The 24806-nt window shown below is 56.2% G+C and carries 24 protein-coding genes and 2 pseudogenes; 14 read left to right on the top strand and 12 right to left on the bottom strand.

The window, feature by feature from the left end:
* The first annotated feature begins 31 nt into the window (after positions 1 to 31).
* From PHA01_RS27190 to PHA01_RS27205, 4 genes and pseudogenes are all read left to right on the top strand, one after another.
* Complete coding sequence (locus PHA01_RS27190) at positions 32 to 1552, top strand: DUF1254 domain-containing protein (RefSeq protein WP_271899397.1); 1521 nt, start codon at positions 32 to 34, stop codon at positions 1550 to 1552.
* Positions 1553 to 1694: 142 nt separating this feature from the next.
* Positions 1695 to 2210, top strand: a complete 516-nt coding sequence (napF, locus tag PHA01_RS27195; RefSeq protein WP_271899398.1) for a ferredoxin-type protein NapF — start codon at positions 1695 to 1697, stop codon at positions 2208 to 2210.
* Positions 2203 to 2485: pseudogene (locus PHA01_RS27200) on the top strand (chaperone NapD). Before napF ends, PHA01_RS27200 begins: the two are co-directional and overlap by 8 nt.
* 87 nt (positions 2486 to 2572) lie before the next feature.
* Positions 2573 to 3314, top strand: a pseudogene (locus tag PHA01_RS27205) (molybdopterin-dependent oxidoreductase); the annotation flags it as partial.
* A gap of 337 nt (positions 3315 to 3651) precedes the next feature.
* On the opposite strand, the gene hisD reads toward PHA01_RS27205, so the two are convergent.
* On the bottom strand, positions 3652 to 4935 hold the full coding sequence (gene hisD, locus PHA01_RS27210; protein WP_271899399.1) for a histidinol dehydrogenase: 1284 nt from the start codon (positions 4933 to 4935) through the stop codon (positions 3652 to 3654).
* A 170-nt stretch (positions 4936 to 5105) separates the two neighbouring features.
* On the opposite strand from hisD, the gene PHA01_RS27215 reads away from it, so the two are divergent.
* The 5 genes from PHA01_RS27215 (at position 5106) to PHA01_RS27235 (ending at position 9956) form a co-directional block, all read left to right on the top strand.
* The gene (locus tag PHA01_RS27215) at positions 5106 to 5654 is read left to right on the top strand and encodes a cupin domain-containing protein (RefSeq protein ID WP_271899400.1); all 549 of its coding nucleotides are present in this window, start codon (positions 5106 to 5108) and stop codon (positions 5652 to 5654) included.
* Positions 5655 to 5755: 101 nt separating this feature from the next.
* Positions 5756 to 6796, top strand: a complete 1041-nt coding sequence (locus PHA01_RS27220; RefSeq protein ID WP_271899401.1) for an ABC transporter substrate-binding protein — start codon at positions 5756 to 5758, stop codon at positions 6794 to 6796.
* Between the two features lie 123 nt (positions 6797 to 6919).
* Positions 6920 to 7987: an ABC transporter ATP-binding protein gene (locus tag PHA01_RS27225; RefSeq protein ID WP_271899402.1), complete on the top strand. Its 1068-nt coding sequence runs from the start codon at positions 6920 to 6922 to the stop codon at positions 7985 to 7987.
* Complete coding sequence (locus PHA01_RS27230) at positions 7984 to 9165, top strand: ABC transporter permease (protein ID WP_271899403.1); 1182 nt, start codon at positions 7984 to 7986, stop codon at positions 9163 to 9165. The genes PHA01_RS27225 and PHA01_RS27230 overlap by 4 nt, the downstream gene beginning before the upstream one ends.
* The gene (locus PHA01_RS27235) at positions 9162 to 9956 is read left to right on the top strand and encodes an ABC transporter permease (protein WP_271899404.1); all 795 of its coding nucleotides are present in this window, start codon (positions 9162 to 9164) and stop codon (positions 9954 to 9956) included. Before PHA01_RS27230 ends, PHA01_RS27235 begins: the two co-directional genes overlap by 4 nt.
* Before the next feature lie 147 nt (positions 9957 to 10103).
* Here PHA01_RS27235 and PHA01_RS27240 read toward each other — a convergent pair whose 3' ends face one another.
* The 9 genes from PHA01_RS27240 to PHA01_RS27280 form a co-directional block, all read right to left on the bottom strand.
* Positions 10104 to 10616, bottom strand: coding sequence for an isoprenylcysteine carboxylmethyltransferase family protein (locus PHA01_RS27240; RefSeq protein WP_271899405.1), 513 nt, complete (start codon positions 10614 to 10616; stop codon positions 10104 to 10106).
* A gap of 68 nt (positions 10617 to 10684) precedes the next feature.
* Positions 10685 to 12805 carry a bifunctional diguanylate cyclase/phosphodiesterase gene (locus PHA01_RS27245; RefSeq protein ID WP_271899406.1) on the bottom strand — a complete coding sequence of 707 codons (2121 nt, stop codon included), beginning with the start codon at positions 12803 to 12805 and terminating at the stop codon, positions 10685 to 10687.
* Positions 12806 to 13413: 608 nt separating this feature from the next.
* Positions 13414 to 14172, bottom strand: coding sequence for an ATP dependent DNA ligase (locus PHA01_RS27250; RefSeq protein WP_271899407.1), 759 nt, complete (start codon positions 14170 to 14172; stop codon positions 13414 to 13416).
* A gap of 73 nt (positions 14173 to 14245) precedes the next feature.
* Positions 14246 to 14701, bottom strand: a complete 456-nt coding sequence (locus PHA01_RS27255) for an ATP-dependent DNA ligase (protein ID WP_271899408.1) — start codon at positions 14699 to 14701, stop codon at positions 14246 to 14248.
* Positions 14702 to 15331: 630 nt separating this feature from the next.
* The gene (locus tag PHA01_RS27260) at positions 15332 to 15580 is read right to left on the bottom strand and encodes a hypothetical protein (protein WP_271899409.1); all 249 of its coding nucleotides are present in this window, start codon (positions 15578 to 15580) and stop codon (positions 15332 to 15334) included.
* A gap of 360 nt (positions 15581 to 15940) precedes the next feature.
* Positions 15941 to 16195: a DUF982 domain-containing protein gene (locus PHA01_RS27265; RefSeq protein WP_271899410.1), complete on the bottom strand. Its 255-nt coding sequence runs from the start codon at positions 16193 to 16195 to the stop codon at positions 15941 to 15943.
* Positions 16196 to 16246: 51 nt separating this feature from the next.
* Positions 16247 to 16885 (bottom strand): hypothetical protein, encoded by a 639-nt coding sequence (locus PHA01_RS27270; protein ID WP_271899411.1) that lies wholly within the window; start codon positions 16883 to 16885, stop codon positions 16247 to 16249.
* A gap of 85 nt (positions 16886 to 16970) precedes the next feature.
* Complete coding sequence (locus PHA01_RS27275; RefSeq protein ID WP_271899412.1) at positions 16971 to 17249, bottom strand: hypothetical protein; 279 nt, start codon at positions 17247 to 17249, stop codon at positions 16971 to 16973.
* A 67-nt stretch (positions 17250 to 17316) separates the two neighbouring features.
* Positions 17317 to 17604 carry a DUF1236 domain-containing protein gene (locus tag PHA01_RS27280; protein WP_224514101.1) on the bottom strand — a complete coding sequence of 96 codons (288 nt, stop codon included), beginning with the start codon at positions 17602 to 17604 and terminating at the stop codon, positions 17317 to 17319.
* Between the two features lie 263 nt (positions 17605 to 17867).
* Between PHA01_RS27280 and PHA01_RS27285 the strand changes: the two genes are divergently transcribed.
* Entirely contained in the window at positions 17868 to 18263 is a 396-nt protein-coding gene (locus tag PHA01_RS27285) for a DUF1236 domain-containing protein (protein ID WP_271899413.1), read from the top strand.
* Positions 18264 to 18328: 65 nt separating this feature from the next.
* Positions 18329 to 19075 (top strand): DUF1236 domain-containing protein, encoded by a 747-nt coding sequence (locus PHA01_RS27290; RefSeq protein WP_271899414.1) that lies wholly within the window; start codon positions 18329 to 18331, stop codon positions 19073 to 19075.
* A gap of 520 nt (positions 19076 to 19595) precedes the next feature.
* Here PHA01_RS27290 and PHA01_RS27295 read toward each other — a convergent pair.
* Positions 19596 to 19928 carry a hypothetical protein gene (locus tag PHA01_RS27295; protein WP_271899423.1) on the bottom strand — a complete coding sequence of 111 codons (333 nt, stop codon included), beginning with the start codon at positions 19926 to 19928 and terminating at the stop codon, positions 19596 to 19598.
* Positions 19929 to 21417: 1489 nt separating this feature from the next.
* On the opposite strand from PHA01_RS27295, the gene PHA01_RS27300 reads away from it, so the two are divergent.
* The 3 genes from PHA01_RS27300 (at position 21418) to PHA01_RS27310 (ending at position 24157) form a co-directional block, all read left to right on the top strand.
* On the top strand, positions 21418 to 22020 hold the full coding sequence (locus PHA01_RS27300; protein ID WP_271899415.1) for a flavodoxin family protein: 603 nt from the start codon (positions 21418 to 21420) through the stop codon (positions 22018 to 22020).
* A gap of 33 nt (positions 22021 to 22053) precedes the next feature.
* Positions 22054 to 23097, top strand: coding sequence for an ATP-dependent DNA ligase (locus PHA01_RS27305; RefSeq protein WP_271899416.1), 1044 nt, complete (start codon positions 22054 to 22056; stop codon positions 23095 to 23097).
* 457 nt (positions 23098 to 23554) lie between these two features.
* Positions 23555 to 24157, top strand: a complete 603-nt coding sequence (locus PHA01_RS27310) for a general stress protein (RefSeq protein ID WP_271899417.1) — start codon at positions 23555 to 23557, stop codon at positions 24155 to 24157.
* 306 nt (positions 24158 to 24463) lie between these two features.
* On the opposite strand, the gene PHA01_RS29290 is transcribed toward PHA01_RS27310, so the two are convergent.
* Entirely contained in the window at positions 24464 to 24802 is a 339-nt protein-coding gene (locus tag PHA01_RS29290; protein WP_334312058.1) for a DUF6766 family protein, read from the bottom strand.
* Positions 24803 to 24806 lie beyond the last annotated feature (4 nt).

The raw sequence follows: 24806 nt of genomic DNA on the forward strand, positions 1-24806 counted from the left end.
CCGAAGAGGCGCCGTCAATTAGGAGAGAACTATGATACGCATGACGAGGCTGCTTTGCGCGACCGCCGCAATGGTGCTGATGGGCTTGGGCACCACTTCCGCCGATACGGCGCCGAAGATGAAAATGACGACGCCGATACCGGATTCCATCATCACGCCGGAGAGTTTGGACACCAGACTTGGCAAACTGAACTTTTTCGATGGCTTCCCGGATGACGCCACTTCGGAGAAGATCTACGACAATCTCGACTTCATGCGCGGCGTCGATGCCTTTCTCAATGCCATGCCCGGCGCATCGGTCGAAGCCCTGAGAGTTGGATTGGTCAGCCAGGGCGCCGACAACAACCAGACCATTTTGATCTTCGAAAACCTGATGGATTCGCGTTCACTGTTCCTGACCGGCAACACCGAAAGCATCTACAATCTCATGTGGCTGGACACCAAGGCCGGCCCGCTGGTCATCGAGACGCCGCCCAACATTCTCGGCATGATCGACAATCACTGGTTCGAATATGTCGGCGATGTCGGCAATGCTGGCCCTGACAAGGGCAAGGGAGGGAAATACCTGCTTTTGCCGCCGGGTTACCAAGGCGAGGTCCCCGAAGGCTATTTCGTTTTGCGGACGTCGACCTACGGAAACCTGTTCTTCTGGCGCGGATTCCTCGAAAATGGCAGCACCGCAACCGCGGTCGAAAACACCAGAAAGTTCGCCAAGGTCTATCTTCTTTCGGACGCTGCCAACCCGCCAGCAATGAAGATCATCAATAGCTCGGGCAAGGAATACAACACCATCCATGCCAATGATTTCCATTTCTACGAGGAAGTGAACAACATCGTCCAATCCGAGCCGAACGAGGCCTATCACCCCGAAGTACTGGGACAGCTCGCTGCCATCGGCATTGAAAAAGGCAAACCGTTTGCGCCCGACGAGCGGATGAAGAAGATCCTCACTGAAGCCGTGGCCGTCGGCAATGCGACGGCGCGCACCATCACCTTCAAGACCCGTATGAAGGACGCCTATTATTATCCGGACAGTGCCTGGTTCACCGGCTTTGTCGGTGGCAGCTACGAGTTTCTTCTGCAGCCCGGCGTTCGTTATCTGGATGCCCGTGTCCTGTTCCACTACTACGCGACGGGTATCACGCCGGCCATGGCGATAAAGCGCGTCGGCATCGGTTCGCAATACGCCGGTGCCACGACCGATAAGGACGGCAAACCGTTCGATGGCGGTAAAACCTATAAGGTGCATCTGCCGCCAAACATTCCGGCAAAGGAATTCTGGTCGTTCGTTGCGTATGACAACCAGACGCGTTCGATGCTGCAGACTGATCAGCAATTTCCCAGCATTGGCAGCGACAAGAAAGACATCGTGATCAATGCGGACTCTTCAGTCGACGTATGGTTCGGCCCGACAGCACCGGAAGGCCATGCGGGCAACTGGGTCCAGACAGTTCCCGGCAAGGGCTGGAATGTTCTTCTTCGCCTCTATGGCCCTCTGGAGTCATGGTTCGATAAGTCCTGGAAGCCGGGCGAGTTCGAAATCGTCAGGTAGGGAGCGCTAACGGCAGCGGCCTGTCCGTCATAGGCTCGTCGACGTCGCCAGCCTGTGCGGCAACAACAAAGTGTGTGATAAAGGCCTCCTCGAAGGCTCGGGATGGACGTCCAAAGTTGCCCATGTTTCGTCTGGAACTTAAATGTCGGCAGCCACATTTGAGCAGCATTGGGTTTCAAGACGGGCTTTCCTTGGTGGGCGACAGGCACCCAAATTTCGGCGCATCCTTCCGCCCGGAGCGACAGACGATGGTCTGCTGGCCTGCAGCGGCTGCGGCAGCTGTCTGGAACAGTGTCCCACTCATATCATCAGCCTTGTCGAAGATTTGCCCACACTCAATTTTTCGCTTGGCGAATGCACCTTCTGCGGCGAATGCGCCGAGGCCTGTCCCGAGCAGGTCTTTCACGGCAAATCATCGCGTCGTTTCCCGCACGTGGCCCTGATCACTGACAGCTGTCGGGCCCAAAACCCGATCGAGTGTCAGTCATGTCGCGACGCCTGCCCCGAGCAGGCGATCCATTTCCGTCCTCAGGCTGGGGGACCTTTCCTGCCTGTTCTCGACGAAGGATCCTGTAACGGTTGCGGCGCATGCATCAGCGTCTGTCCCGTCACCGCCATCAAGGTCCGGGATTTGGCGCAGGGGGCGGCACATGCGTGATATAGCGGGCACCTATCACATTTCGAGCGCCGTCATCATGGTGCTGCCGGCAATGCAGGACGCCGTACTGGCACAACTCGACGACATGGCGAATGTCGAGGTCCATGCATCAGGGCAACAAGATCGTCGTCGTAATCGAAGGCACGAGTACGGGTATTCTCGGAGACTGCCTGTCGGGGATATCCACCCTCGATGGGGTGATCGCGGCGAACATGGTTTTCGAGCATGGCGAAACGGAGGAGGCCGGAAGCAATGACCGAACTGACGCGGCGTGAGGTTCTCAGGGCGCGCATGCGGCTGCGGTCGCGGCGGCCACGGCCGGCATCCCACTATCTGCCTTCGCGCAGCCAGTGCCGGGCGGTGTACATCTGTTGACTGGAAAAATCTCAGAGCCCGGTAACAGCCCATTCTCATTGACTGGCCAGCCATCGGCCTGCGGTACCGCACGCGAGGTGGGCACATTCGCCCACCGCTTGCCTGCGGACATGGTGGTCACCAATCCCGAACACCGCAAGCACGCCGAGGAGATCTGGCATGTGCCGCACGGCATCATCCCGGATAAGCCGGGCCTATCACGCTGTCGAGCAGGACCGCATGCTGAAGGACGGCAAGCTCAACTTCTATTGGGTCCAGGTCAACAACAACGTGCAGGCGGCGCCGAACACCAGCAATGAAACCTATCAAGGCTACCGCAATCCCGACAATTTCATCGTGGTTTCCGATGCCTATCCAACCATTACGGCGATGAGCGCTGACCTGATCCTGCCAGCTGCCATGTGGGTGGAAAAGGAAGGGGCATACGGCAATGCCGAGCGGCGCACGCATGTCTGGCACCAACTTGTGCAGGCACCCGGCGATGCGCGCTCGGACCTGTGGCAAATGGCCGAATTTTCCAAGCGTTTCATGACGGACGAGGTCTGGCCTGCAGAAATCCTTGATGCCAATCCAGACTATCGCGGCAAGACCCTTTACGAGGTGTTGTTCAGCAACGGGACCGTCGACCGCTTCCCGACAAGCGAGCTCAGCCCCGCGTATAGCAACAACGAAGCCCAAGCGTTCGGTTTCTACATCCAAAAGGGATTGTTTGAATCCTTCGGCATGTTCGTGAATGCGGCGCGGGAAATGCGGTCAGCAGGCACTTTCTGCTTCTCGGAGCAGGCTATGGGATTTGCGGAATTGGAGGGATTTTTCACCGGAGCGACAAAGGCATGAGAAGTCACCGAATTGCTAAAACCGCTACGTGTCGGGAGCTAACCCGAAGCGGAAGTTCGTGTGATCGCGGCCGTTGCGGACACGGGTACTGCGTTCGAACACAAACCTGATTCCGTCCAGTCGAAGGACCGAATGTCCCTGGTCGATCTTTGCAGGAGTTTGACGTTGCAAAGGCCTGCTCGGCTAATGAGCTGTGGCGACTCGATGCGCGATCATTAGACGGAAGCCATTATTGCCGGCTCAGTCGAAGCGCCGCGGCCCGGCGATGGCCCTCCATACCCTCTGTGCGACTTTGCCGTACCGAGGGGGGAGCGACCGCGGCCACACCGCGCGCGTCGAGCCATTGGTGGGTGCACACTTTGACGTAGGAACCTACCCAGAGACCTCCGGTGTAACGTCCTGCGGCCATGGTCGGAAGCGTGTGATTCGTCCCGCAGCACTTGTCAGAGTACACAACGCTGGCAAGTTCCCCGATGAAGAGAGAGCCATAGTTGCGCAATTTTCCTGCCGTGGAATGGGCATCGCGTGTGTGAACCTCAAGGTGTTCGGCCGCGATGTGGTCCGAATACGCGATCATTGCGGCTTCATCGGCACAAACGGTGATCTCACCGTAGTCACGCCAGGCGACGCCGGCGACGTCGGCCGTGGGCAGTGTTGCCAGCTGGCGTTCCACCGCCTCCAGTGCAGCCTCGGCGAGTTTTTGATCGGTTGTGATAAGGCCAACCCGGGTCCTGACATCGTGTTCGGCTTGCGCCAGAAGGTCGGTGGCGATCATCTCCGCGTCGCCTGTTTCGTCGGCAACGATATAAATTTCGCTGGGGCCTGCCAATTGGTCGATGCCTACCTGGCCGAACACCTGCCGCTTGGCCTCATTGACGTAGGCGTTGCCGGGTCCAACGATCTTGTCGACGGCGGGAATGGTTTCGGTGCCGAACGCCATGGCGGCAATGGCCTGCGCACCGCCCACTTTGAAGATCCTGTCGGCGCCCGACAAATGGCAGCCGGCAATCATGGCCGGATGGGCGTTGGGCGGCAGGCAGGCGATGACATGATCGCAGCCGGCAACCTTTGCCGGCACGATAGTCATGACGGGTGCAGATAGGATCGGATATCGGCCCCCGGGCACATAGGCTCCAACAACCTCAATCGGAATGACGCGGTGTCCGAGGTGCAGTCCCGGAAGGGCGTCGAATTCGAGCGGAAGTAGGGATCGCAGTTGCGCTTCGGCGAACGCCTTGACGCGCTCAATGGCAAACTCAGTGTCTTTCCTGGTCTGGGGATCGAGATTGGCAACGGCTTCCAGGCGATCCTCGTGACTCACCTCGAATGTGACTAGATCGGACCGGTCATAGGTGCGTGCATATTCTCCGACGGCATCGTCTCCGCGTGCCCGCACATTCGCAATGATGTCCTTGACCACGGCCTCAATTGCAGCAGTATCCGAAATCGAGACAACGTTTGGCTGCTTGAGATGATTTATCCTGTCACCGAATTGGCGGGAGCGGTTTGCCATTTGGATCTCCGGGTTGCTTGTTGGAGGAATGTCGTCACAATCGGGCACCCGCCGCTTTACTGCAATTGCTGGCGGAGCATCTGTTCAGTATATTCACCAAGGCGGCGCGTTGTGTACGTCGTGCGGTGACAGGCTGTTTCGATGAGGCACTCCAATCTTGGGAAAATCCAATGCCAAAAATCGGCGTCAAATTGAAAGAGATGCGGCGCAGGCGCGATTTGGGCGTGCGAGAGCTGGCAGTGAGGTCCGGAATCTCCCATTCCACCATTTCCCTGATCGAGCGGGACAGGATGAGTCCGTCAATCGACACGTTGAGCGCGGTGCTGGACGCTCTCGGAACAACGCTCCCCGGGTTCTTCAGCGATCTTCAGTCGAGCCTGCCATACACACCGTTCTACGGAGGGGAGGAATTGGTGGAGATCGGCAAGGTCGACACCATCTCCTACCGTGTCATCGGGCTCAACCATCCTAACCGGCAACTTCTAATGCTGCACGAGACCTACGCGGTCGGCGCTGACACCGGAGAAGCCTTCGCGCATGCCGCGCAGGAAGCGGGAATGGTGATCAAAGGTGCAGTGGAAGTGACCGTTGGCGGCCAGAAAAAGATCCTGAACAAGGGCGATGGGTACTATTTCGACAGCCGGCTCCCCCATCGCTTCCGCAACGTCGGCGAGCAGAAAAGCGAAATCTTGAGCGCGATAACCCCGCCGACATATTGACTTGGAATGGTGATTTTAATCACCGCGGCGCTTTATCAGGCTTTCAATCGAGTCAAACTGTGGTTTCTTAGTTTGGTCATAGAAAAACAAGGGGAATGACAATGAAAATTCTGAACGCAACGTTGATTGTATGCGCGTTGGCGACCACCGGAACAGCGACCGCTGAAGCCCGTGATCTGACAGTCGTGTCTTGGGGTGGTAACTACCAGGACGCCCAGCGCAAAATCTATTTCGAGCCTTTCGCAAAGCAGGCTGGAAAGCCGCTGCTCGATGAGAGTTGGGACGGCGGATACGGCGTGCTTCAGGCCAAGGTGAAAGCGGGCGTTCCAAACTGGGATGCTGTCCAGGTTGAGGCCGAGGAACTTGCGCTTGGTTGCGCGGACGGCATTTACGAAAAGGTCGACTGGGACAAGTTGGGCGGCAAGTCCAAGTTCTTACCCGCTGCCGTCAGCGATTGCGGCGTTGGCGCCATCGTTTGGTCAACTGGAATTTCCTACGATGGCGACAAGTTGAAACAAGCGCCGGCCTCTTGGGCCGACTTTTGGGACACGAAGAAGATTCCCGGCAAGCGAGGCTTGCGCAAAGGAGCGAAATACGCGCTTGAATTCGCCTTGATGGCGGACGGGGTGGCTGCCGATGAAGTTTACTCCGTCCTTGCTACCCCGGAAGGCGTCGATAGAGCCTTCAAAAAACTCGATGAGCTGAAGCCGAACATTGTCTGGTGGGAGGCCGGAGCGCAGCCGCTTCAGTTGCTCTCCTCGGGAGAGGTGGTCATGACGACTGCTTATAACGGTCGTATCAGCGGTTTGAACCGGTCCGAAGGCAAGCACTTCGGCTTTGTGTTTCCGGGCAGCATCTATGCTATCGACAGTTGGGTGGTGCTGAAGGACAGTCCCAACAAGGACACGGCGATGGACTTCATAGCCTATGCAAGCAAGGCGGACAACCAGTCTAAATTGCCCGAATACATCGCCTACGGACTTCCCAACATTGAGGCGGGGAAACTCGTGCCGGCAAAATTCCAGACCGAGCTTCCGACGTCGCCGGACAACCTCAAGGGAGCGATTTCCCTGGATGTTGATTTCTGGACCGACAATTCCGAGGCCCTGACGCAGCGGTTCAATGCCTGGCTCGCGCAATGACTTTGTCCTGCATGAGCGCTGAGAGATACGCGGTCCTGCCTTCACTGTTGTGACGGACAGGCCCGCGGTTTGTCGGAGCCGTCGCCATTGCGCATTGCTTGCCGAGAGCCGAGGTGATCGACGTTGAACAATCCATTCATTCGCTTGGAGGAGGTCAGCAAATCCTTCGGGCTCCTCACCGTGGTCGAGGGACTGAATCTTGAGATTGGCAAGGGGGAGTTCATCAGCCTGCTTGGTCCCTCCGGTTCGGGCAAAACGACGATACTTATGATGCTTGCGGGTTTCGAGAATCCGACAAGCGGCGCGATCTGGGCGGGCGGCAACCGAATTGACAGTTTGCCGCCGCACAGACGCAATATGGGTGTCGTCTTCCAGAATTATGCGCTCTTCCCGCACATGACGGTTTCCCAGAACGTCGCCTTCCCCTTGAAAATGCGCAGCCTCCCGCGTGCGGAGGTGAAGGAGCGCGTGGGAAAGGCGCTCGATATGGTGCAGCTTGGTTCACTTGCCGAGCGGCGTCCGTCACAGCTGTCGGGCGGACAGCAGCAACGGGTTGCATTGGCACGTGCCCTGATCTTCGAGCCAGAAGTGGTCTTGATGGACGAGCCGCTCGGCGCACTGGACAAGCAACTGCGCGAACAAATGCAATTGGACATCAGGGATCTGCATCGGCGGCTCAAGCTGACGATCGTCTTTGTGACGCACGATCAATCGGAGGCGTTGACGATGTCGGATCGCATCGCGATTTTCAACCGCGGAAAAATAGAACAGATTGGCAAACCCTCGGATATCTACGACCATCCGAGCACGCAATTCGTCGCGGAGTTCATTGGCGAGACAAATCTGGTTTGGGGTACGGTAAAAAGCATGGAAGGTGGCACGGCCCGTGTCGGGTTGCCCGCCGGCCAGCAGGTTTTCGTTGAAACAGCCACGGACCTTGGCCCAAACAGCAGTGTTTGCCTGTCGATAAGACCCGAGCGGATAAAGGTGGGACGCCGCGAGGCTGCGGGCAACAACATCACCGCCGCCGTCTCCGATATCGTCTATCACGGGGATCATTTGCGGCTGATTGCACGAAGCGACGGCCAGTCGCTGATCGTCAAGACGGACCGCAGCCAGCCCACGCTTTCGATTGGTGATGAGGTGCAACTTTCCTTCCTGTCGTCCGATTGCTGGGTGGTCAGTCCATGAATGCGCCAAGGCTCAGCAAACAGGTGATTTCCCTGGCGCTTGTCGCGCCGCTGTTGCTGTTCCTTATTGTTTTTTTTGCGTTGCCGCTCGTCACGATGATGAAGTCCGCTGTGTCCGACCCGGTGGCGGCACGCACGCTCCCCGCCACCGCGAGATCGGTTTCGAGCTGGAATCGCACCAGCCCCCCAACCGTCGAAATGCAAGCTGCTTTCGTTGCCGACCTGCGCCAGATCAGCGACGACCAGTTGTTCGGGGATCTTGTCCGGCGGCTGAACAGTGCCAAATCCGGCTTTCGCACCTTGATGCCCAAAACGCGTAAGGCTGCTTTGGACACGGCCGGAAGCATTGATCTTGTTGCACTGGACAAGCGATGGGGTGACATTTCCTACTGGCAGGCCGTCAGCGTGGCAGCATCTTCGACAATCACAGACCGCAATCTTTTGGCAGCAGTTGACCTGCAACGGGACGCCTCCGGTGCAATTGCCTCCCTTCCGGCTGATGCTTCGGCGAACAAGGCCATCATGCTGCGGACATTTGTGATGGCTTTGACGGTGACAGGGGCGTGCGTTTTGATCGGTTTTCCCTTTGCCATGATCGCTGCCTCGGTCGATGGCTGGAAGCGGCAATTGTTGCTGGGTGCGGTGCTGCTCCCGCTCTGGACGTCATTGCTGGTGCGAACCGCGGCATGGTTCATCTTGTTGCAGGACAGGGGGCTGATCAATTCGGTCTTGATGCAATCGGGCGTAACGTCAAGTCCGATACCGCTGATCTTCAACCGAGCCGGCGTCATCATCGCCATGACCCATGTCCTGCTTCCCTTCATGGTGCTTCCGATCTTCAGTGTGCTGATCGGTATCCCCAAAAACCTGATGCCGGCCGCGGCGTCGTTGGGCGCTCATCCCGTCAGGGCATTCTTGAATGTCTTGCTGCCGCTCGGGCTGCGCGGCGTCGTTTCTGGTTCGCTCCTGGTATTCATGAGCGCGCTCGGTTACTACATCACGCCGGCCCTGATCGGTGGCGCGAAGGATCAGATGATCAGTTCGGTGATCGCCTACTACGCCACGGGCGCAGCCAACTGGGGCATGGCAGGGGCGCTCGGACTGGTCCTCCTGGCGGCCACGATGATCCTTTATGCGATATATCTCAGACTTTCGTCAGAACGGGAAACGAGTCCGTGAGCCTGTTGCGTTTTTCGAAACTGATTTTCGGTTCTGCGACCGTCTTCTTTCTGATCGCACCGCTGATTGCGATCCTGCCGCTCGCTTTCACCGACAGTGTCTTCCTCAACTATCCCATTCCAGCCTACTCAACCCGCTGGTTCGTTGAGCTGTTCACCGCCGGTGTGTGGCAGCGGTCCATCATCAACAGCCTCATCATCGGTTGCGGCACCACGGTGCTTGCGACATTGCTGGGAACCGTTGGTGCCGTCGGACTGCGCGACAAGCAGCTTTCGCTTGTCCTTACGACCATCAAGACGATTTTTCTCTTGCCGATGGTGGTGCCGGCGGTGGTGCTCGGCGTCGGCATGCAGCTCATGTTTGCTCGATATGCTTTGACCAACACCTATCTTGGGGTGATCATAGCCCACACTGTGGTGGCGGTGCCCTTTGTCGTTGTCAACGTCCTGGCGGTATTGCAGGGGATTGATCGCCGGCTGGAGCAGGCGGCAGCCAGTCTCGGCGCAGCACCCGTGACGGTGCTGCAACAAGTTACCTTGCCGCTGGCGCTCCCCGGTATCGTATCTGGGGCTGTTTTCGCCTTTGCGACGTCGTTGGACGAAGTCGTGCTGACGCTGTTCGTGGCGGGGCCAAACCAGCGGACGCTCGCACGGCAAATGTTCTCCACGATACGGGAAAACATCAGCCCGGCGATCGCCGCCGCGGCCTTCGTTTTCATTGTCGGCACGGTGTTGATTGCGATCGTTGTGAACTTTTCGCGAGGTACCAAACGGGCGAAGGAGGTGAGATAGGACACATGATGGCCAAACGTCTTGCTGCCAATCAGCAATGATGGGCATTTCAAACGAAGCTTAACAGCCCGTTTCTGTGCATAAGCTGGAAAACCAGACGGTGCTGGAAACGGCTCCCTGAAAAAGTCGTCGGAATACGAACGTGCATCAATACTGGGGGAAGTGGACACGCATGGCTTTTTCCTCCTGACCAATTCGAACCGAAAGCGGGATCAGATAGAGAGGCATGCCTAGGGCAAGCGTCCAGAATGCATGGAGCGTGAGCGCAAATCCGATGAGCTCCGGAAGGATGTTCAGGTAATAATTCGGATGCCTGACAAGACGGAACAGCAGGGACGTAACCAGCACGTGATTTCGAGCGATGATGAGTCTGACTGTCCATTGTGGACCAAGGCTCGCAATCACCACTATCAGGAATAGTGCACCAACAAGATAGATGGCCAGTCCAACCCAAGTGACGGTGTCTATACTGTGGTCAGAGAACCCGTATTCGGTAATCGCACACAGATAAAACGCAACATGCGCGACAGCCAGGATGTTTGAGTTGGTCTTGCCAATCTCCGTGGCGCCGGCAGCTTTCAGCTTCCGCTCATTGCTGATCGAAATGAGGAGCGTTGCCACCCGAAACGTAACAGTAAGAGTGATAAACAAAATAAGCATCGCAGCCTCTTGCTCGTTAAGAACCTGTTCGTTCTGACCGTCGAATCATCGCATCTGTCAGCTGTGTTCTATAATGGATTCCCACCACTTTTGTCGTGCGCGGTTGGAAAAAGCGGATCAAGTGAACCAGAGACGCGCAGCAGGCGTTCGATACCCAGCGCGGACATAGGACGGGACAGAAGAAAGCCTTGAAGATCATCGCAGCCGATCTGGCGCAGGTAGTCACTTTGCTCGGTTGTTTCCACGCCTTCCGCTGTGGTACGAAGACCTTTTGCATGGGCAAGATTCACAATGGCTTTGACAATGTCTTCGTCATTGGCCGAGCGGCCGAAGCCCTGAACAAAGCTTCGATCAATCTTAATGCGATCGACTTCAAGCTGCTGCAGTCGTCCAAGTGACGAAAAGCCCGTTCCAAAATCATCAAGCGCGATGGTCACACCCAATGCGCGAAGCGCCCTGATGTTGTGTTCACAATGTCCGGCGCTGTCGGTAAGAGTACTTTCCGTAATCTCCAATTCGAGCCGGCGAGGATCCATTCCGATTGCCGATAGCAGTTTCGCAACTTTCATCGCATAGGCCGGATTTCTCAATTCGACTGCCGACACGTTTACGGCGAGGGTCTGGATTGGCCATGATCGCGATTCCGCGCAAGCCTGCCGCAGGACACGTTCGCCCAACGCTTCGATCAGGCCCGCTTCTTCCGCTATGGGTATGAACACTTCCGGCGAAATCCAGCCGCGTTCCGGATGTTGCCAACGCAGGAGAGCCTCAACCCCGGTGATATGCTGTTCCTCGGCCGAATAAAGCGGTTGATACTCAACGCTTATCTGGGTTTCCGACTTCACGGCCTTGCGCAACTCGCGTTCCAGAGCACGGCGCTGTTGCAACATGGCGTCCATCTCTTTACCAAACATTGCAAACCGGCTTCGACCGGCGGTCTTTGCGTGATAGAGCGCTATATCGGCCTTTCTGACAAGCTCGTCGCCCTCAGTACCGTCCAGTGGCGCGGTGGCGACGCCTATGCTTACGCCGATGAAGATATGGTTTCCATCGATATCGAATGGATACCGGACAACGGTTATTATTTGCTCGCACAGCGCTTCGAGCGCCGAAAGTGGTCCGAAGTTGGGAACAATGATCGTGAATTCATCACCGCCGACCCGGGCCATGAAAGTCTTCTGGTCGATGATGTCTTTGAGGCGCTTCGTGAACTGCCGGATGAGCTCATCACCCACCGGATGTCCGAGCGTGTCGTTGACCTGCTTGAATCTATCGAGATCGAGATACAGTACTGCCACCGAGGCATTCCTGATGGTTGACAGTGCCTCATCGAGCTTATCGTTGAAATGTGCCCGGTTGGGCAGACCGGTCATGGAATCATGCAGTGCGAGAAAGTTCATCCGCTCTTCGCTGTCGCGCAGCCTGGCGGATCTCAGGCGTAGGACCGCCAGGAGGACCGCCATGATGCCCAACATCAACAGCACAATGCCGACAAATGCCGGGCCAATTTGCGTCATGACCGTGGAACCGGGGCGATAGGGCTGCCAGATAAAATATCCAATGGTAATCCCGGCAGTGGACCGAAGTGGATAATTGTATTCGCCCGCTTGCAATGTGTCTTGTAAGGCGTATCGCAGGCCATCAAAAAGATAGTCTCGTTCAAGGTCTGCGATGAAGCTCTTGTCCAGATAGCGAACGGACACGTGCAGGTAGGTTTCATCAACCGTCTGTAAAACGTTGCCGCTATCGGAGACGATCGGTTTGACGCTGACGATTGCCGGCCGGCTGCCAAGTGTGACGATTTCCGAGGCGCCTGCGCTCAATACCCGGTCACCAAATCCGTCGGGATCGGGATTGCGCAACAGTTCGCGAAGCTTCGACGCAAGCGGGGCGACGCTCGATCTGGCAATGTCATACACGGAACGATCGATCTGCTTGCCATCAGCAAAGGCGTACAGAACATTGTCTTTTCCGTCGAGAACATAGACCGCATCATGACCAAAATAGGTGGTCATCCAGCCGCCAAGATTGTTGCTCAGCCACTCCCCATTGTCGGGAATTTTGACCTGGCGTACCGCCTCATCCCAGACGGTCGCGCTTTCCTGATCGTGAGCGATCGAGAACTGCGCCTGCGATAGTACCAAGGCGAGCAGCCGTTCCTGCCGCTCAACAGCAATCTGATCAGTCATCCGACTTGACCATGCGAGCAGCGCGAAAATTGCAACGCAAACAGCCATGGCAATGCCAAAAATTGGCAAAGTCGCCCTGAACAGAAACTTTGGTGACGTCGAGGCAGTATCAGTCATTAAAGAGAGCTCGCATTTCGGCCGTTACATCAAGGTACTTAGTCGAAAAGAGGCGGAGACGATAGCCAGCGCGAGATCGGCGATGACGCTAACTGCATAGGTGAGTGGCGAAGGTATCGTCGATCAAGCACCGGCCGATGGGCCAGCTGCCATGCTCTCCGCCATTCTGTTCCGCCTGGAGGTTCTGATCCGTAGCGCGAGTGTCACTTTGCTCTTAAGGGGGTCTTTCTGTGGTGTTCGGCATGTTTGCACGCCAGCATGCGTGCGCTGAGAAGCATCGATGTCACGGCGTAAGACCCCGGGGCAAGCGCCAGAACGGTATTGAGCCATTGCGCAGTATTCGATGCACTCCAGTCTTCAGGATTTCCACGACCGAGCGACGCTCGAGGTCGACTAATATCGTACCCTACCGCCATGATCGTCGCCAGCTCCGCTCAACTATGCCGACGACTCGAACGGGACAAGTGCGCAAGCGGCGGCGGCGTCCCGCCTCAGCTATGCAGGATCGCATCAGCCATACCCACGGCAACAATCCCGACACCTCCCCGAGCCGGAGCCCATCCAAATCTATGGGCACGGCTCGGGTGGTTAGGGTAGAGCGCGTCCGTCGCATTTTCGGTTGGCGCGATAATGGGGTAAGCCGGATGTCCCGACCTGCCGGATACGCAATACGAAAGCAGGCCGGGTGCCGACCCAGTGGCACTATGGTCAGCACCCAAAGCGTGCGCCTCTATGGTTAACAAAAGGTGAGGCTCGCCGCGGAGTTTCCCGAAGGGGTGGGTTAGATTACGACGAGCCTCTGTTGCCAGGGTGGTTATCAATGCCTGCCGGACAACGTTGCCCAAACTCCGATTAAAGTGATTGGTTCCCGTCCATCGTGTGGAACTCCCCTTAGCCCCCTTAAAGGATGGATGGTGCAGTTTTCCATCACGCGTCCAGGAACCACAGGATATCTCGGCGACCAATGTTGGCTCCACGAAAACGTATTTTTTCCCGTTAATGCCGCTTGCTGCCGGAACGGCGACGCGCATGCCGTCCGGTGGAACCCTCAAGTCTCGTGCAAGCTTTGTGGAAAAGCCGGTGCCGACATGGCCGACATAAACCAAGCCGTCGTTCTTGCGCGCAGCAAGCAGCAAGCTTGCGATGCTGCCGCGAACCAGAAGGGACGGTTCATAGCCGATGACAACGAAGCTTTCGCTGTTGGAGCATTTGATTTTCAGCCAGTCGATCGGCCGGCCAGACCCACCCATAGGTGCTGTCTGGCAATATCCCCTCAAGCCCGTGGAGCAGGCCGAACGCAGCAAAGCCGCTGCGTCATCAGTCTCAATCTCTTCCGACAGACGGTATCGCCCCTGTCTCGCCTTCCAGGAACGTTTCGAGCAGACGTCGCCGCGACGACAGCTCAAGGCCGCTTAGGTCGTGGCCATCGAAATAGAGCAGATCAAAGGCAAAGAGCACAGCCTTGTGAGCCGCGCGGATTGCACGCCGGCCGCCCAGATCCTGTTGCAGCAGGCCAAAGTTCGGCACGCCCTTGTCATCGAGCACGACAGCTTCACCATCAAGAATGAACCTCGCGGGACCGAGAGCTCTTACTGCATCGTCGATCGCAGGGAAATAGCGTGTCCGATCGTGGCCACATCGAGTAATGATACGAATTTCGTTAGGCTCGGCGTGTACCGCAAGACGATAGCCGTCCCATTTGACCTCGTGGGCGGAGCCACCCCCGTTAGGCACCTTTGTGGCGAGGGTCGTCAGTTGAGGTTCAATACGCGTTGGCATGGGATCAAGCGCGCAAGCTGTGGTTGGCGCTTCTCACCGGCTTGATCGGTTTGCTCGTTGGTGGTGTGGCTCTTCTCCTTTAAGGGGCCCGGTCAAGGACGCTTTAGGTCCAGCTGACCGAGCTGCAGGGCCATGGCAGACCCCTTGCCGACGGGTGGTGTCAGCAACCTGAATGATAGCATTTGGCAGACGTCTCGAGATCGGACCAAAGCCTATGAGTAGATATAGACCTACACGTCCTTGAGTAAGGAGCTTTTGGATTACAAAAACATTGGATCTGAGAGCTCCAAATAAGCTATCGAGGCAATTAGAGCGGCAAGGGCGAGACCGATACATACGATCAGAAGGTGATGGCGATCAGGCATTGTAGCCCGATCATTTTCAGGGTCGTCCTCAAAATGTATTCGCATAGGATCACTCCTTTCGAATGGCCTGGCCATCATGCATCTCAAAAATGCCGTGCTGTCCGCCTTGTTGGTTAAAATCGAGTTCGAGTTCATCCCAACGGCTAAGGAGCTCTGCGCATGTGTTGCAATAAATCGGCGTGTGACTTTGAACTTCTTTGGAGATTTCCAAATAGATCGTACCGCAAGTCTTGCAATCCAACTCTGATCCAGACGTTGCGGCATGCTAGCCATGATGTTTTCCCGATACGGTCGCAATACGGGCCACCAAGGCTTCCTGATAGGCTGCTGCTGAAGCAATAACCTCCACGTCGCGAAGGCCGCGGTCAAACAGCGTCATCACTCTTCGCGCGAGACGATCCGTGTCTTCGTGATCTCGATTGCGCTGAAGCTTTCCGGACGCTTTCAGCAGCGCGCCCTGCATGACCTTCCAGTCATCGCTTGTATAATAAAATGTTTTAAGGACCCGAACCATGACGAACCTCCCGCCACGACACGTTAGGCGAAAGCACGTTCGTCTCTCAATCGCAGGTTTGCCACGACTAGGTCCAGCGACAATAACATTAAAAAACTGATTGGCGGATGCGTCAATGCTATGTCTGCTGGCGGACATTTTGCAGCGACCCTGTGTTGCGGGGCGTTCCGCGAGCAACAGTTCCTGGTTTCTCCGAAGAGGCGGAAGAACCCGATCAGCTGGAAGGGTAAAGTCAGCTGATCGGGCTGTTGGCCACCCTGAATGGCCAATCCCGACCGGGACGTGTCGGGGATGTAAAGTTAACATGGAGTCCGTGACGTCAAATCGGACCAAAGGCCTAATCAACAATAGTCAAAAGCCCTAAAGCCGCTGATGTGTAATGTAGATACCCGCCTCTTTAGCAGCTTCAATGAAGGCCTCCCTGCAATCCGTGCACGTCATCTTGCCATCCAGAGCGTCCAGGCAGGCCCGTTTTGCCGCCTCGAATTTGTCGCTGCCCCTTTGAGACCAATGTTCAATCAGCCATAATGCGGCCTCGCCGACCGAAGCGATGTTTTTCGTGTTGCCAGCTTCATCGGCGGCAATGGTCACATAAGGGAAGGGAAGCTTGGACATGTCGACAAACGCGCAACCTTGATCGATGTTCCTTCTCGTTTTGCCTAAGGTTCAGCGGTCAAACGATCGCAGTCTTGATTCATCGGATACTGTCGCGGTGCGATTGATGATCGTACGCCCTTTCGCGTCTTTCATCACGTAGCGACCATCCTTGATACGTTCACTCATTCCGTTCCAGTGTCGAACTTCCATCGCGGAACCGTCGATCGCTACGCTTTCGGCGGGGGTGGATGGGCCGATTTTCCCGCTCTGAACATTGCCGCTGTTGCCAGCACGGGTGTTTGTGCTGTCGCTGCCGTTGTCTCCGCTGGTACCACTGTCTCCGCTGCTGTCGCCCTTGCGACCGCCGTTGTTGCCGCTGTTGCCACCATCTCCACTATTGCCACTGTTGCCTCCTGCATTAGCGCTGCCCTTGTCGCCGCCATTCCCACTATTACCGCCCTTACCTCCGGCATTCCCGCTATTGCCACCGGCATTCCCGCTGTTGCCGTTGTTGCCGCTATTGCCGCCGCCATTGCCGTTGTTGGCACCACCGCCGCCTGCGCCTTTGCCGCCATCTTTTGCCCATGCAGACTGTGTATGAAGCTCGAGGGAGTGATTTTCGAGTGTCAATTTATAGGGCACTGTGACGAGGCCCAACGCCACGACCGCGCTGCAAAGAGGGGGAAGCCTCTTGATATGGGTAAGCATCGTGGCCTCCTATAAGTTTTCAACAAGCAGTCTGTCGAGAACTGGTCCCTGATGGCACGCTGCCGGCAAAACCAGGGCTAACGGCTCAGTCGTCATCCGAGGGACTGATAATCGTCAGGTCAGCCAGCGTCTTTGCCAAGCTCCTGGCTGCATCTCTGGTGATCTGTTCAGTTTCACATTCGATGCCATTGATTACAACATTTACCCGGAACATGTCATGGCGCGGATCGGTCGCTCTCTGCATCAAACGAAGATAAACGCCGCCTAGTTGATCAGAGCTTACGATGACAATATGGGTTCGGTTGCCCTTAACGACGGGCAATTCAAACGCGTGGAGGACTCTCAACTCGTCCTTCTTTACCATGACCCAGCGCTCCGTTCAGTTTGTGGCGCGCGGACAGTGATGCCGATGACATTCCATTTCAGGGACATCACTTCGACATGTAGACGACCTTCCGGTCCTTCATCGATACGATGACCGGTTGCTTATCTATGTAGATATAGCCGTAGTCCGGACTGTCGGGGATCGGCACCAGCTTGACGTCCTCCGGCACTGCAGTGCCAATTGCAACATCGCCCTCGACGACCACCGGGTCGGTCGGATGTGCGATAACATAGTCGCGCGCCGGCTGTGGCACATCGATAACCACTGCATCCTGCGCGAAGACGCCACCAGACACCGCAAACATCACGGCCGTGGCTAGCAAGATCCGTTTCATGATGACTCTCCCTTGTGGAATCGTTCCCTTCGGCTGCCACAACTTGTGGCCTTGAGCTTTGTTCCGCCGGCGGTCCTTTACCAAAGGATTTCAGACCTTTGCCGTGTATGCATCAGACTTTCGACCGATCCTGAAATCGGACTGAAGCCCAAGTTCGGAACGGCGCACCTGCGATGACGTTTGCCCTTCAGCTTTGCCGTCCACGCAGGACGAGCCAAGGGCAACGGACAGCAAAGCCAGACAAAGGACGAAAGGAAATGATTATGTACAAGAAACTGATCATAGCCGGGGCACTGGTGCTTGGTTTTGCAACCGCTGCCCCTGCGCAGGAAGGCACCGTTAACGGCGCTGCCGGTGGCGCTGTGACTGGAGCAATCGTTGGCGGCCCCGTCGGCGCTGCTGTCGGCGGCGTTGCCGGTGCAGTTGTTGGCACCGTGCTCGCCCCGCCGCCGAGGAGAGTCGTTTCATATGTAGAACAGCAGCCAATCCCCGAGAGTGAGGTGGTTGTTAAACAGAAAGTGGTTGTCGGCGAGCCATTGCCTAACAGAGTCAAGATAATGCGTATCCCGGATAATCCGAAATACGCCTACGCCGTGGTCAACCATCAACGTGTGATCGTCGATCCTTCCAACAGGACCGTGGTTCACGTTGTGCACTAGCAAAAGACAAATGGAAGAGCGCCCAGGCGGTCTTCCACTTTCGTTAAACTGGAGGAGTTAATCCCATGAAGAACATCATTTTGAAAAGTGTTCTCGTCCTTGCGCTTGGCGTTGCGCCGGGAGCAGGGCTTGCGCAAACTGAAATGCTGAAAAAGAAACCCGGCCAGCAGACCGAGGGCCAGACAGAGACCCAGGAACAGGACGCAACAACGAAGTCCCAGACCGAAGGTCAGACCGGCACTCCAATGAAGAAGAGCCAGCAAACGGAGGGACAGGCGCAAGCTCCAGCCGACCAGGACACGAGCACCAGCACTGGACAAAAGGTTGAAGGTTCAACCGGCACCAAGTTGAAGAAACAAGGCGAGCAGACCACCCAGGACAAGGCACAGGCTCCGGCAGATCAGGGCACGGAACAACAGGGCGCTGCCAGCAAGAAACAGACGCCGGAGCAGACTGGCACGACCACGACGGAAGGCACAGCCAAGACCAGTAAGCCAGCGTCTGGCGATGATACGGCCAAGTCCTCGAGCCAGACTTCGAACGAAACGACAGGCAGCGTCAATGTGACGGCCGAGCAGAAGACGCAGATCAGGCAGGTCATAACCGAAACGAAAGCTAAACCGGTTCGCGACGTGAACTTTGAAGTGAACGTTGGCGTGGCCGTTCCGCGAACCGTCGAGCTGCAGCCGCTGCCGCCGCGCATTGTCAAGCTTGTCCCCAGATATGAAGGCTATCGCTATTTTCTGCTGGCCGACGGCAGGATCGTTATTGTCGATCCAGACTCGCTGGAAATCGTTGTCATAATTGCCTAAGATCTAAGCCGTACAAAGGGGTGGCCGTGGGCCACCCTTCGATGTTCAAAGACCTTTCAATGTGGCAAGTTGGAATAACCAGCCGACATCAATTCACAAGCTGGCCGGTCCGTGCCGCGATTCTCGTGTAAGCCTCCTGTATCGGGTCGTGCACCTGAACAAAGCGCGAAATGCCAAGACCTAGAAGCGCCCTCAGGTGTTCTCGTCCACCTTCATAACCCACGATCGGCGCGAAAGGGGTCATGGCAAGGCGGGAGTGGCCTGGATAGAGGCGCTCAAACTCAGCAAAGTTTGTGAAGTTCTCATGATTGCTGCCCCTGAGTAGAAAGGACTCGGCGGGAGCACCCTCCGCCAGAATTATTTCCCACCTTCGATGGGATTTTGTCTATCAGCGCCCCCAGCATCTCATGGAGCGGTTTGCGGTCCATCAACCGGTATTCTTCTTTGAAGGAATGATCGGCACAGATCACCATGCGCCCTACCTCGAATAAAATATTTTGGCCATAACCAGTGGCCAAAGTTATTTTCCCGTGGGGCCGAGCGTAATCAAGCCGACTGCCAGGATCGCGAGAACAATACCTGCCGTCTGGACCGTTGAAAGACGTTCGCCGAAAACGGTCAACGCGATGACATTCACCGCGATAAGTTGAATGACAGCTGATAAACTAAACGCCGACGCCATTCCAAAGTCGCGGACCAATCGCAGCATGATGAGATTTCCCAAAGAATAAAGGACAAGGGTGACAACCAGCTTTGCCGATGTGGGAGAAAGCGCCCAGCTTTTTGCAGAAACTGCGGCGAATAAAAATGCAATGGTGGAAACGATGAGCTGGCAGGCACCCGAAACGGTCAAAAAAACCTCCGGTAGACGGCGTTGGCTAATAACCCGGTCGATTCGGAACTCATCACAAGGGGACGCTTTGGGCTCGACCACGTGCGTTGCAAGCTGCGAAAATGACCAAGGTTTGTCGGTGCCGCTGTCATTTGCAATGTGAAGAACCCATAAGGCGTTTGACATACGGCCCTGCGATCAGCGGGCGAGGTGTCTTCGGCCAAACGATCGGTGCCCTGGGAGGTGGCCGGAGCCCAATGTCGAAAGACGACTGCTGTGGCGACGAGCGACCGACGCGGGGCGAGGCAAAGCCGCCCGATCTGTAGATTGGCAGCGTCCGAGTGTCCCGTGCTTTTGCTAATGCGGGCTTGAATATTCCTGCTTCGCTTCACGATGCTATACTTCTCACGAATCTCTAACCGTGAATTTGACGGTCCCATCAGATCCGGGTCCTACCAAACTTATTCGGAGGCGTCACCATTTTCCAGCCTCAGCGAGATGGACGAAGCATTTTCAAACTTCAATAGTGCCTCCGGTGGGCCAATCGCGCTCCGCCGCTTGATGCGTCACCGGCATGACCAAGTGCGTCGGATACGAGCGTTTGGGTATCGTTCTCAAACAGGGTACCCGTGCCTGAAGCTTTGTCCGTGGGACTCATAGCCATTCCTTCCATTCTTGAGCTCTATCACACAACCCGATCGCAAACGATCTGTTCCTTTCGAGCGGGAACAAGGGCTCGAACCTGTTTCAAAATGCTGGTAGGAAAGCCGCAACGTCTTGGCCAGGCAATCTGCACCGCCAAAGTTGAGGCTGGACACCTCGAGGCTTGTTTCATGACAAATGATGAAAATTCAAAGGCGCGTTTCCGTGGATGTACGGACCAAGCCACTTTTAGCGATCCTACCCAACCACCATTAATAGCAGGCTGGCATGACGCAGCGCTAAAGTAAGAACAGGTCGGTGCGATAGCATTGGGGGTCTGGGCAGTGGAGACCTGCAATGTTCTGGTTTAGCAAGGGGTGGGATCCGACGCCGCGGTAACCGTAACGGCACCGGATCCCGTGCGGAAGAGCGTCACACTCTCCAACAAGCCGTGAACCTGGCAAAGTTGATAATGTTCCGAAAAAAGCTCGCTAAAAATTGTTTCATGGGAATATGAATACACTTGCGATGGCAATTGTCGCTGCAGTTCTCACAAGAATGCTGGTGACATCCAACGAACCCGGCGCTGGGCTTCTGCGGGCATGACAGGCGGGGCCCGTGTCGGCCGTGAATGTCCACGCAACCAATCGTGCATGATTTGCAATGAAAGGACAGGTTCGTCGTTGGGCGCGAGGTAACCAGCATCAGAGAGATTGCGCGCTCCAAGGAGGGAGCAATCAAAGGCCTATCGACCGCGAAAACTGGCGTCGGCACAAGATGTCGCATTGCGGTCACGTGGAACTTTTCCCGAGCGCAACAGTTCCTTGGTCCTAAGTCCGACGAACACGCAACGCTCATTAGGAACGACATGCCCCTGAATGTTCTAGCGATAAATTGTACGCTGAAGGCAAGCGGCGAATCTTCTACCCAACGGATGCTCGATCTGGTCGTTGAAGCTTTCAAGGCACTCGATATCAACACGTCGAGCGTTCGGTTGGCTGAACTGAACATCAAACCCGGTGTAACGTCCGATGAAGGTGACGGCGATGATTGGCCCGACTTGAGACAACAGATCATCGATGCGGATATTTTGATCCTTGGCACTCCCATCTGGTTGGGACAGCCGTCAAGTGTTTGCAAACGGGCACTTGAGCGGATGGACGCTTTCTTGGAAGAAACGGATGATAAGGGAAGGATGCCGTCTTATGGGAAGGTTGCGGCGATTGCAGTCGTCGGTAATGAAGATGGAGCGCACCATGTCTCAGCAGAGTTGTACCAGGCCTTGAACGATGTCGGGTTTTCCATTGCCCCCAATGCCGTTGCCTATTGGGTGGGCGAGGCGATGGGCAGTACCGATTTTATTGACTTGAAAGAGGTTCCGAAACAAGTCGCTGATGCGATTGCCATGCTGGCGCGCAACACCGCTCATCTTGCTGACCTGTTAAAGAACCAACCTTATCCGGGTGAATAGCCAGGTCTGGTTCAAAGACGCCGAGGTTCATAGATGGGGAAGAGCCCAAAGACATCCGGAAGCGGGAAAGCTTGCCTCTTCGCGTTACCCCTCGATACGCCGCCCATGGAAGCGCGTTCCGCCCAAGAGTTGCCTGAAGGTGTCAATTGGCAATACGAACCCAAATGGGACGGCTTTCGCTGCCTGGTTTTCAAGGAAGGCAGCCAGATCGATCTCAGAGCAAAATCCGGCAAGCCCCTGGGGCGTTATTTTCCTGAGATGATCACCTGTCTACGAAATTGGCCATCTGAAAGATTTGTCGTCGATGGTGAGCTTGTCGTTGAGATTGACGGTCAGCCTGCGTTTGACGCTTTGCAGTTGCGACTTCATCCTGCCGAGAGCCGGATACGAAAACTGGCGCACGAAACCCCTGCCAAGCTCGTGCTGTTTGACTTGCTGGCTTCTGAAGACGGCAAGTCTGTTTTGGATCAACCCCTGTCTCAACGCCGGAAGCTGCTGGAACAGCTTTTGGGTCGGGTTGAAAAGGACGCGTCGCTTGAAAATATAGTCCTTTCCCCGACAACAAGACAGGTGAAGCAAGCCTTGAAATGGTTGTCCGAAGCTGGCCATGGGGGCTCCGACGGCGTCATAGCGAAACGGCTTGAGGGAACCTACGAGGCGGGTCAGCGGGTCATGGTCAAGGTGAAGCGGCTACGCACCGCCGACTGTGTTGTCGGAGGCTTTCGCTATGAAAGCCAGTCTCGCGAGGTCGGGTCTCTGCTTCTTGGCCTTTATGACAAAGTTGGAAAACTCAATCATGTCGGCTTCACCTCCACAATTCGGGACGACGAACGCCGGGCTTTAACCAAGCGGCTGGAGCTACTGCGTGAGCCGCCCGGCTTTACCGGGATGGCGCCTGGTGGCATCAGCCGCTGGAGCACCAAACGAAGTAGTGAGTGGGAGCCGCTGCGTCCGGAGCTCGTCGTCGAGGTGCGGTTCGACCATATCACAGGCAATCGCTTTCGCCATGGCACCAAACTCATACGCTGGCGACCCGACAAGCGGCCGGATCAATGCACCGTTGAACAACTTGTCTAGTCTAGCGAACCAGATTCATTGAATTATGGTGGCTCAAGCTCCCTCGGGGTGAACAGGTATTCGACAGTGGAACCTGGAGCGTGGCTGACAAGCCGCTTGTAGCAGTTTGTATCCATCAGGAGGAGACCTTGATATGGGTGATCCAATACCTACCCCAGAGCCAGAACCGACCCCACCGCTGCCGGACGATCCGCCTATCCCCCATCCTGAGCCAGGACCAGTACCAGTTCCGCCGTTAAGATAGGGGCCGCCGATTAAATGGCCAGACGAGATCTGTCGTAGTTCGATTAATGGTGTCAGCGATCTTGCTCCTTGTGCATTCGACTAAGAGCTATCCAATGCAGTCCGCCGTTCTTGACAAAACGGCAATTGCGCCAACGGGTTGGCTGGAACCTTCACCTGATCCAACGGTTATCTACTTCCCATAGTTGGGTAAGAAAATCAAGGGAGATAGCAAATGCAAACAATCACAGGACTGTACGACAATCATGCCGATGCCCGAGCCGTGGTTCGCGCACTCGAAGATGCCGGCATTGCTTCAGACCGCATTAGTATTGTCGGTCGCGACGGCGACGAGCGCGACGACAACGCCGGGGAGGGTGCTGCGACCGGTGCTGGAATCGGTGCTGCGGTGGGGGGCACCGGAGGGCTTCTTGCCGGACTTGGGATGCTCGCCGTACCGGGCATCGGTCCCGTGGTGGCCGCAGGTTGGCTCGCCGCCACCGCGGCAGGTGCGGTAGCTGGCGCAGCCGCCGGTGGCGCTGCAGGCGGCATTATAGGTTCTTTGACAAATGAAGGCGTCGACGAAAAAGATGCGCACGTTTATGCGGAGGGCGTTCGCCGCGGAAGCACACTGGTTTCGGCACGAGTTGACGACAGTGAGGCCGAAGTTGCTCAGGCCATCCTTAAGGCCAACGCGCCGGTCGATCTTGACACACGCCGCGCCTCGTATCGTGAAGCCGGGTGGGAGAGGTTCGATGGATCCCTGCCCGCATACACAGAAGAAGATGTGCTCAAAGAACGCGATCGTTTGCGTCAGACCACTCAGATGATGCCATAGACTTCAGCTTGGCCACTCGGGCGAGGGTTCCCGGGTGGCTATTTTCACCAGTGAAACAACGTCCTTCATCTCAGCGAGATCCTCGCGTTGTAAAGCCAGAAGAAAAAAGTCGAGATTGTCGTCCAGCGCTTATGGCGATGTCCCTTTGCGCGACATATTCTCAATATGCCGAATGGTTCCTCGGCTGCCTCCCGGTGGTGCCGGCCAAGACTGAGGCGATCCGCGATAGCGCAGAAAGATGGAGAACTGGAGAACACGACGAGCGTCGCCGTCGAAAAAAACTCCGATTGCCAGTTTTGGAAGGATTCAAACCGCCAAAATAGCAAACGCGGATTGCATAGTCTCACCATGGGCGGCTGCATCGGAATTGTACGCAGAACGGCTCGCAAACAAATGGCCCAAAAAAGACAAAACGAAAAGCAAACCTAACGCCAGTCCGAGCGAATGTTCGTAAAGCCAGCTGCGGGATCGCGACGGGGGCTCCTCGTTCGTGGATTTATCATCGGGGTCGCGCGACTCCGCGATCCTCGTTGCAAAAAGATACGCGGCGAGGACCACATGAGTCGCCATCAGCCACTCACTTTCCCAGTTTTCAAACAACGCCGAGAAGAAATTTTCGCTGGTGATGTATGCAACAAACCCGATGGCA

Source organism: Candidatus Phyllobacterium onerii, from assembly GCF_028331445.1.
GTDB lineage: Bacteria > Pseudomonadota > Alphaproteobacteria > Rhizobiales > Rhizobiaceae > Phyllobacterium > Phyllobacterium onerii.

Coding starts and splice junctions, on each gene's coding strand:
- PHA01_RS27230 (WP_271899403.1), top strand. CDS start 7,984: ATGAATGCGCCAAGGCTCAGCAAACAGGTGATTTCCCTGGCGCTTGTC.
- PHA01_RS27250 (WP_271899407.1), bottom strand. CDS start 14,172: ATGGGTGGGTCTGGCCGGCCGATCGACTGGCTGAAAATCAAATGCTCC.
- PHA01_RS27270 (WP_271899411.1), bottom strand. CDS start 16,885: ATGCTTACCCATATCAAGAGGCTTCCCCCTCTTTGCAGCGCGGTCGTG.
- PHA01_RS27265 (WP_271899410.1), bottom strand. CDS start 16,195: ATGTCCAAGCTTCCCTTCCCTTATGTGACCATTGCCGCCGATGAAGCT.
- PHA01_RS27310 (WP_271899417.1), top strand. CDS start 23,555: ATGCAAACAATCACAGGACTGTACGACAATCATGCCGATGCCCGAGCC.
- PHA01_RS27220 (WP_271899401.1), top strand. CDS start 5,756: ATGAAAATTCTGAACGCAACGTTGATTGTATGCGCGTTGGCGACCACC.
- PHA01_RS27280 (WP_224514101.1), bottom strand. CDS start 17,604: ATGAAACGGATCTTGCTAGCCACGGCCGTGATGTTTGCGGTGTCTGGT.
- napF (WP_271899398.1), top strand. CDS start 1,695: ATGTCGGCAGCCACATTTGAGCAGCATTGGGTTTCAAGACGGGCTTTC.
- PHA01_RS27245 (WP_271899406.1), bottom strand. CDS start 12,805: ATGACTGATCAGATTGCTGTTGAGCGGCAGGAACGGCTGCTCGCCTTG.
- PHA01_RS27215 (WP_271899400.1), top strand. CDS start 5,106: ATGCCAAAAATCGGCGTCAAATTGAAAGAGATGCGGCGCAGGCGCGAT.
- PHA01_RS27285 (WP_271899413.1), top strand. CDS start 17,868: ATGTACAAGAAACTGATCATAGCCGGGGCACTGGTGCTTGGTTTTGCA.
- PHA01_RS27290 (WP_271899414.1), top strand. CDS start 18,329: ATGAAGAACATCATTTTGAAAAGTGTTCTCGTCCTTGCGCTTGGCGTT.
- hisD (WP_271899399.1), bottom strand. CDS start 4,935: ATGGCAAACCGCTCCCGCCAATTCGGTGACAGGATAAATCATCTCAAG.
- PHA01_RS27255 (WP_271899408.1), bottom strand. CDS start 14,701: ATGCCAACGCGTATTGAACCTCAACTGACGACCCTCGCCACAAAGGTG.
- PHA01_RS27240 (WP_271899405.1), bottom strand. CDS start 10,616: ATGCTTATTTTGTTTATCACTCTTACTGTTACGTTTCGGGTGGCAACG.
- PHA01_RS27190 (WP_271899397.1), top strand. CDS start 32: ATGATACGCATGACGAGGCTGCTTTGCGCGACCGCCGCAATGGTGCTG.
- PHA01_RS27275 (WP_271899412.1), bottom strand. CDS start 17,249: ATGGTAAAGAAGGACGAGTTGAGAGTCCTCCACGCGTTTGAATTGCCC.
- PHA01_RS27260 (WP_271899409.1), bottom strand. CDS start 15,580: ATGGTTCGGGTCCTTAAAACATTTTATTATACAAGCGATGACTGGAAG.
- PHA01_RS27305 (WP_271899416.1), top strand. CDS start 22,054: ATGGGGAAGAGCCCAAAGACATCCGGAAGCGGGAAAGCTTGCCTCTTC.
- PHA01_RS27300 (WP_271899415.1), top strand. CDS start 21,418: ATGCCCCTGAATGTTCTAGCGATAAATTGTACGCTGAAGGCAAGCGGC.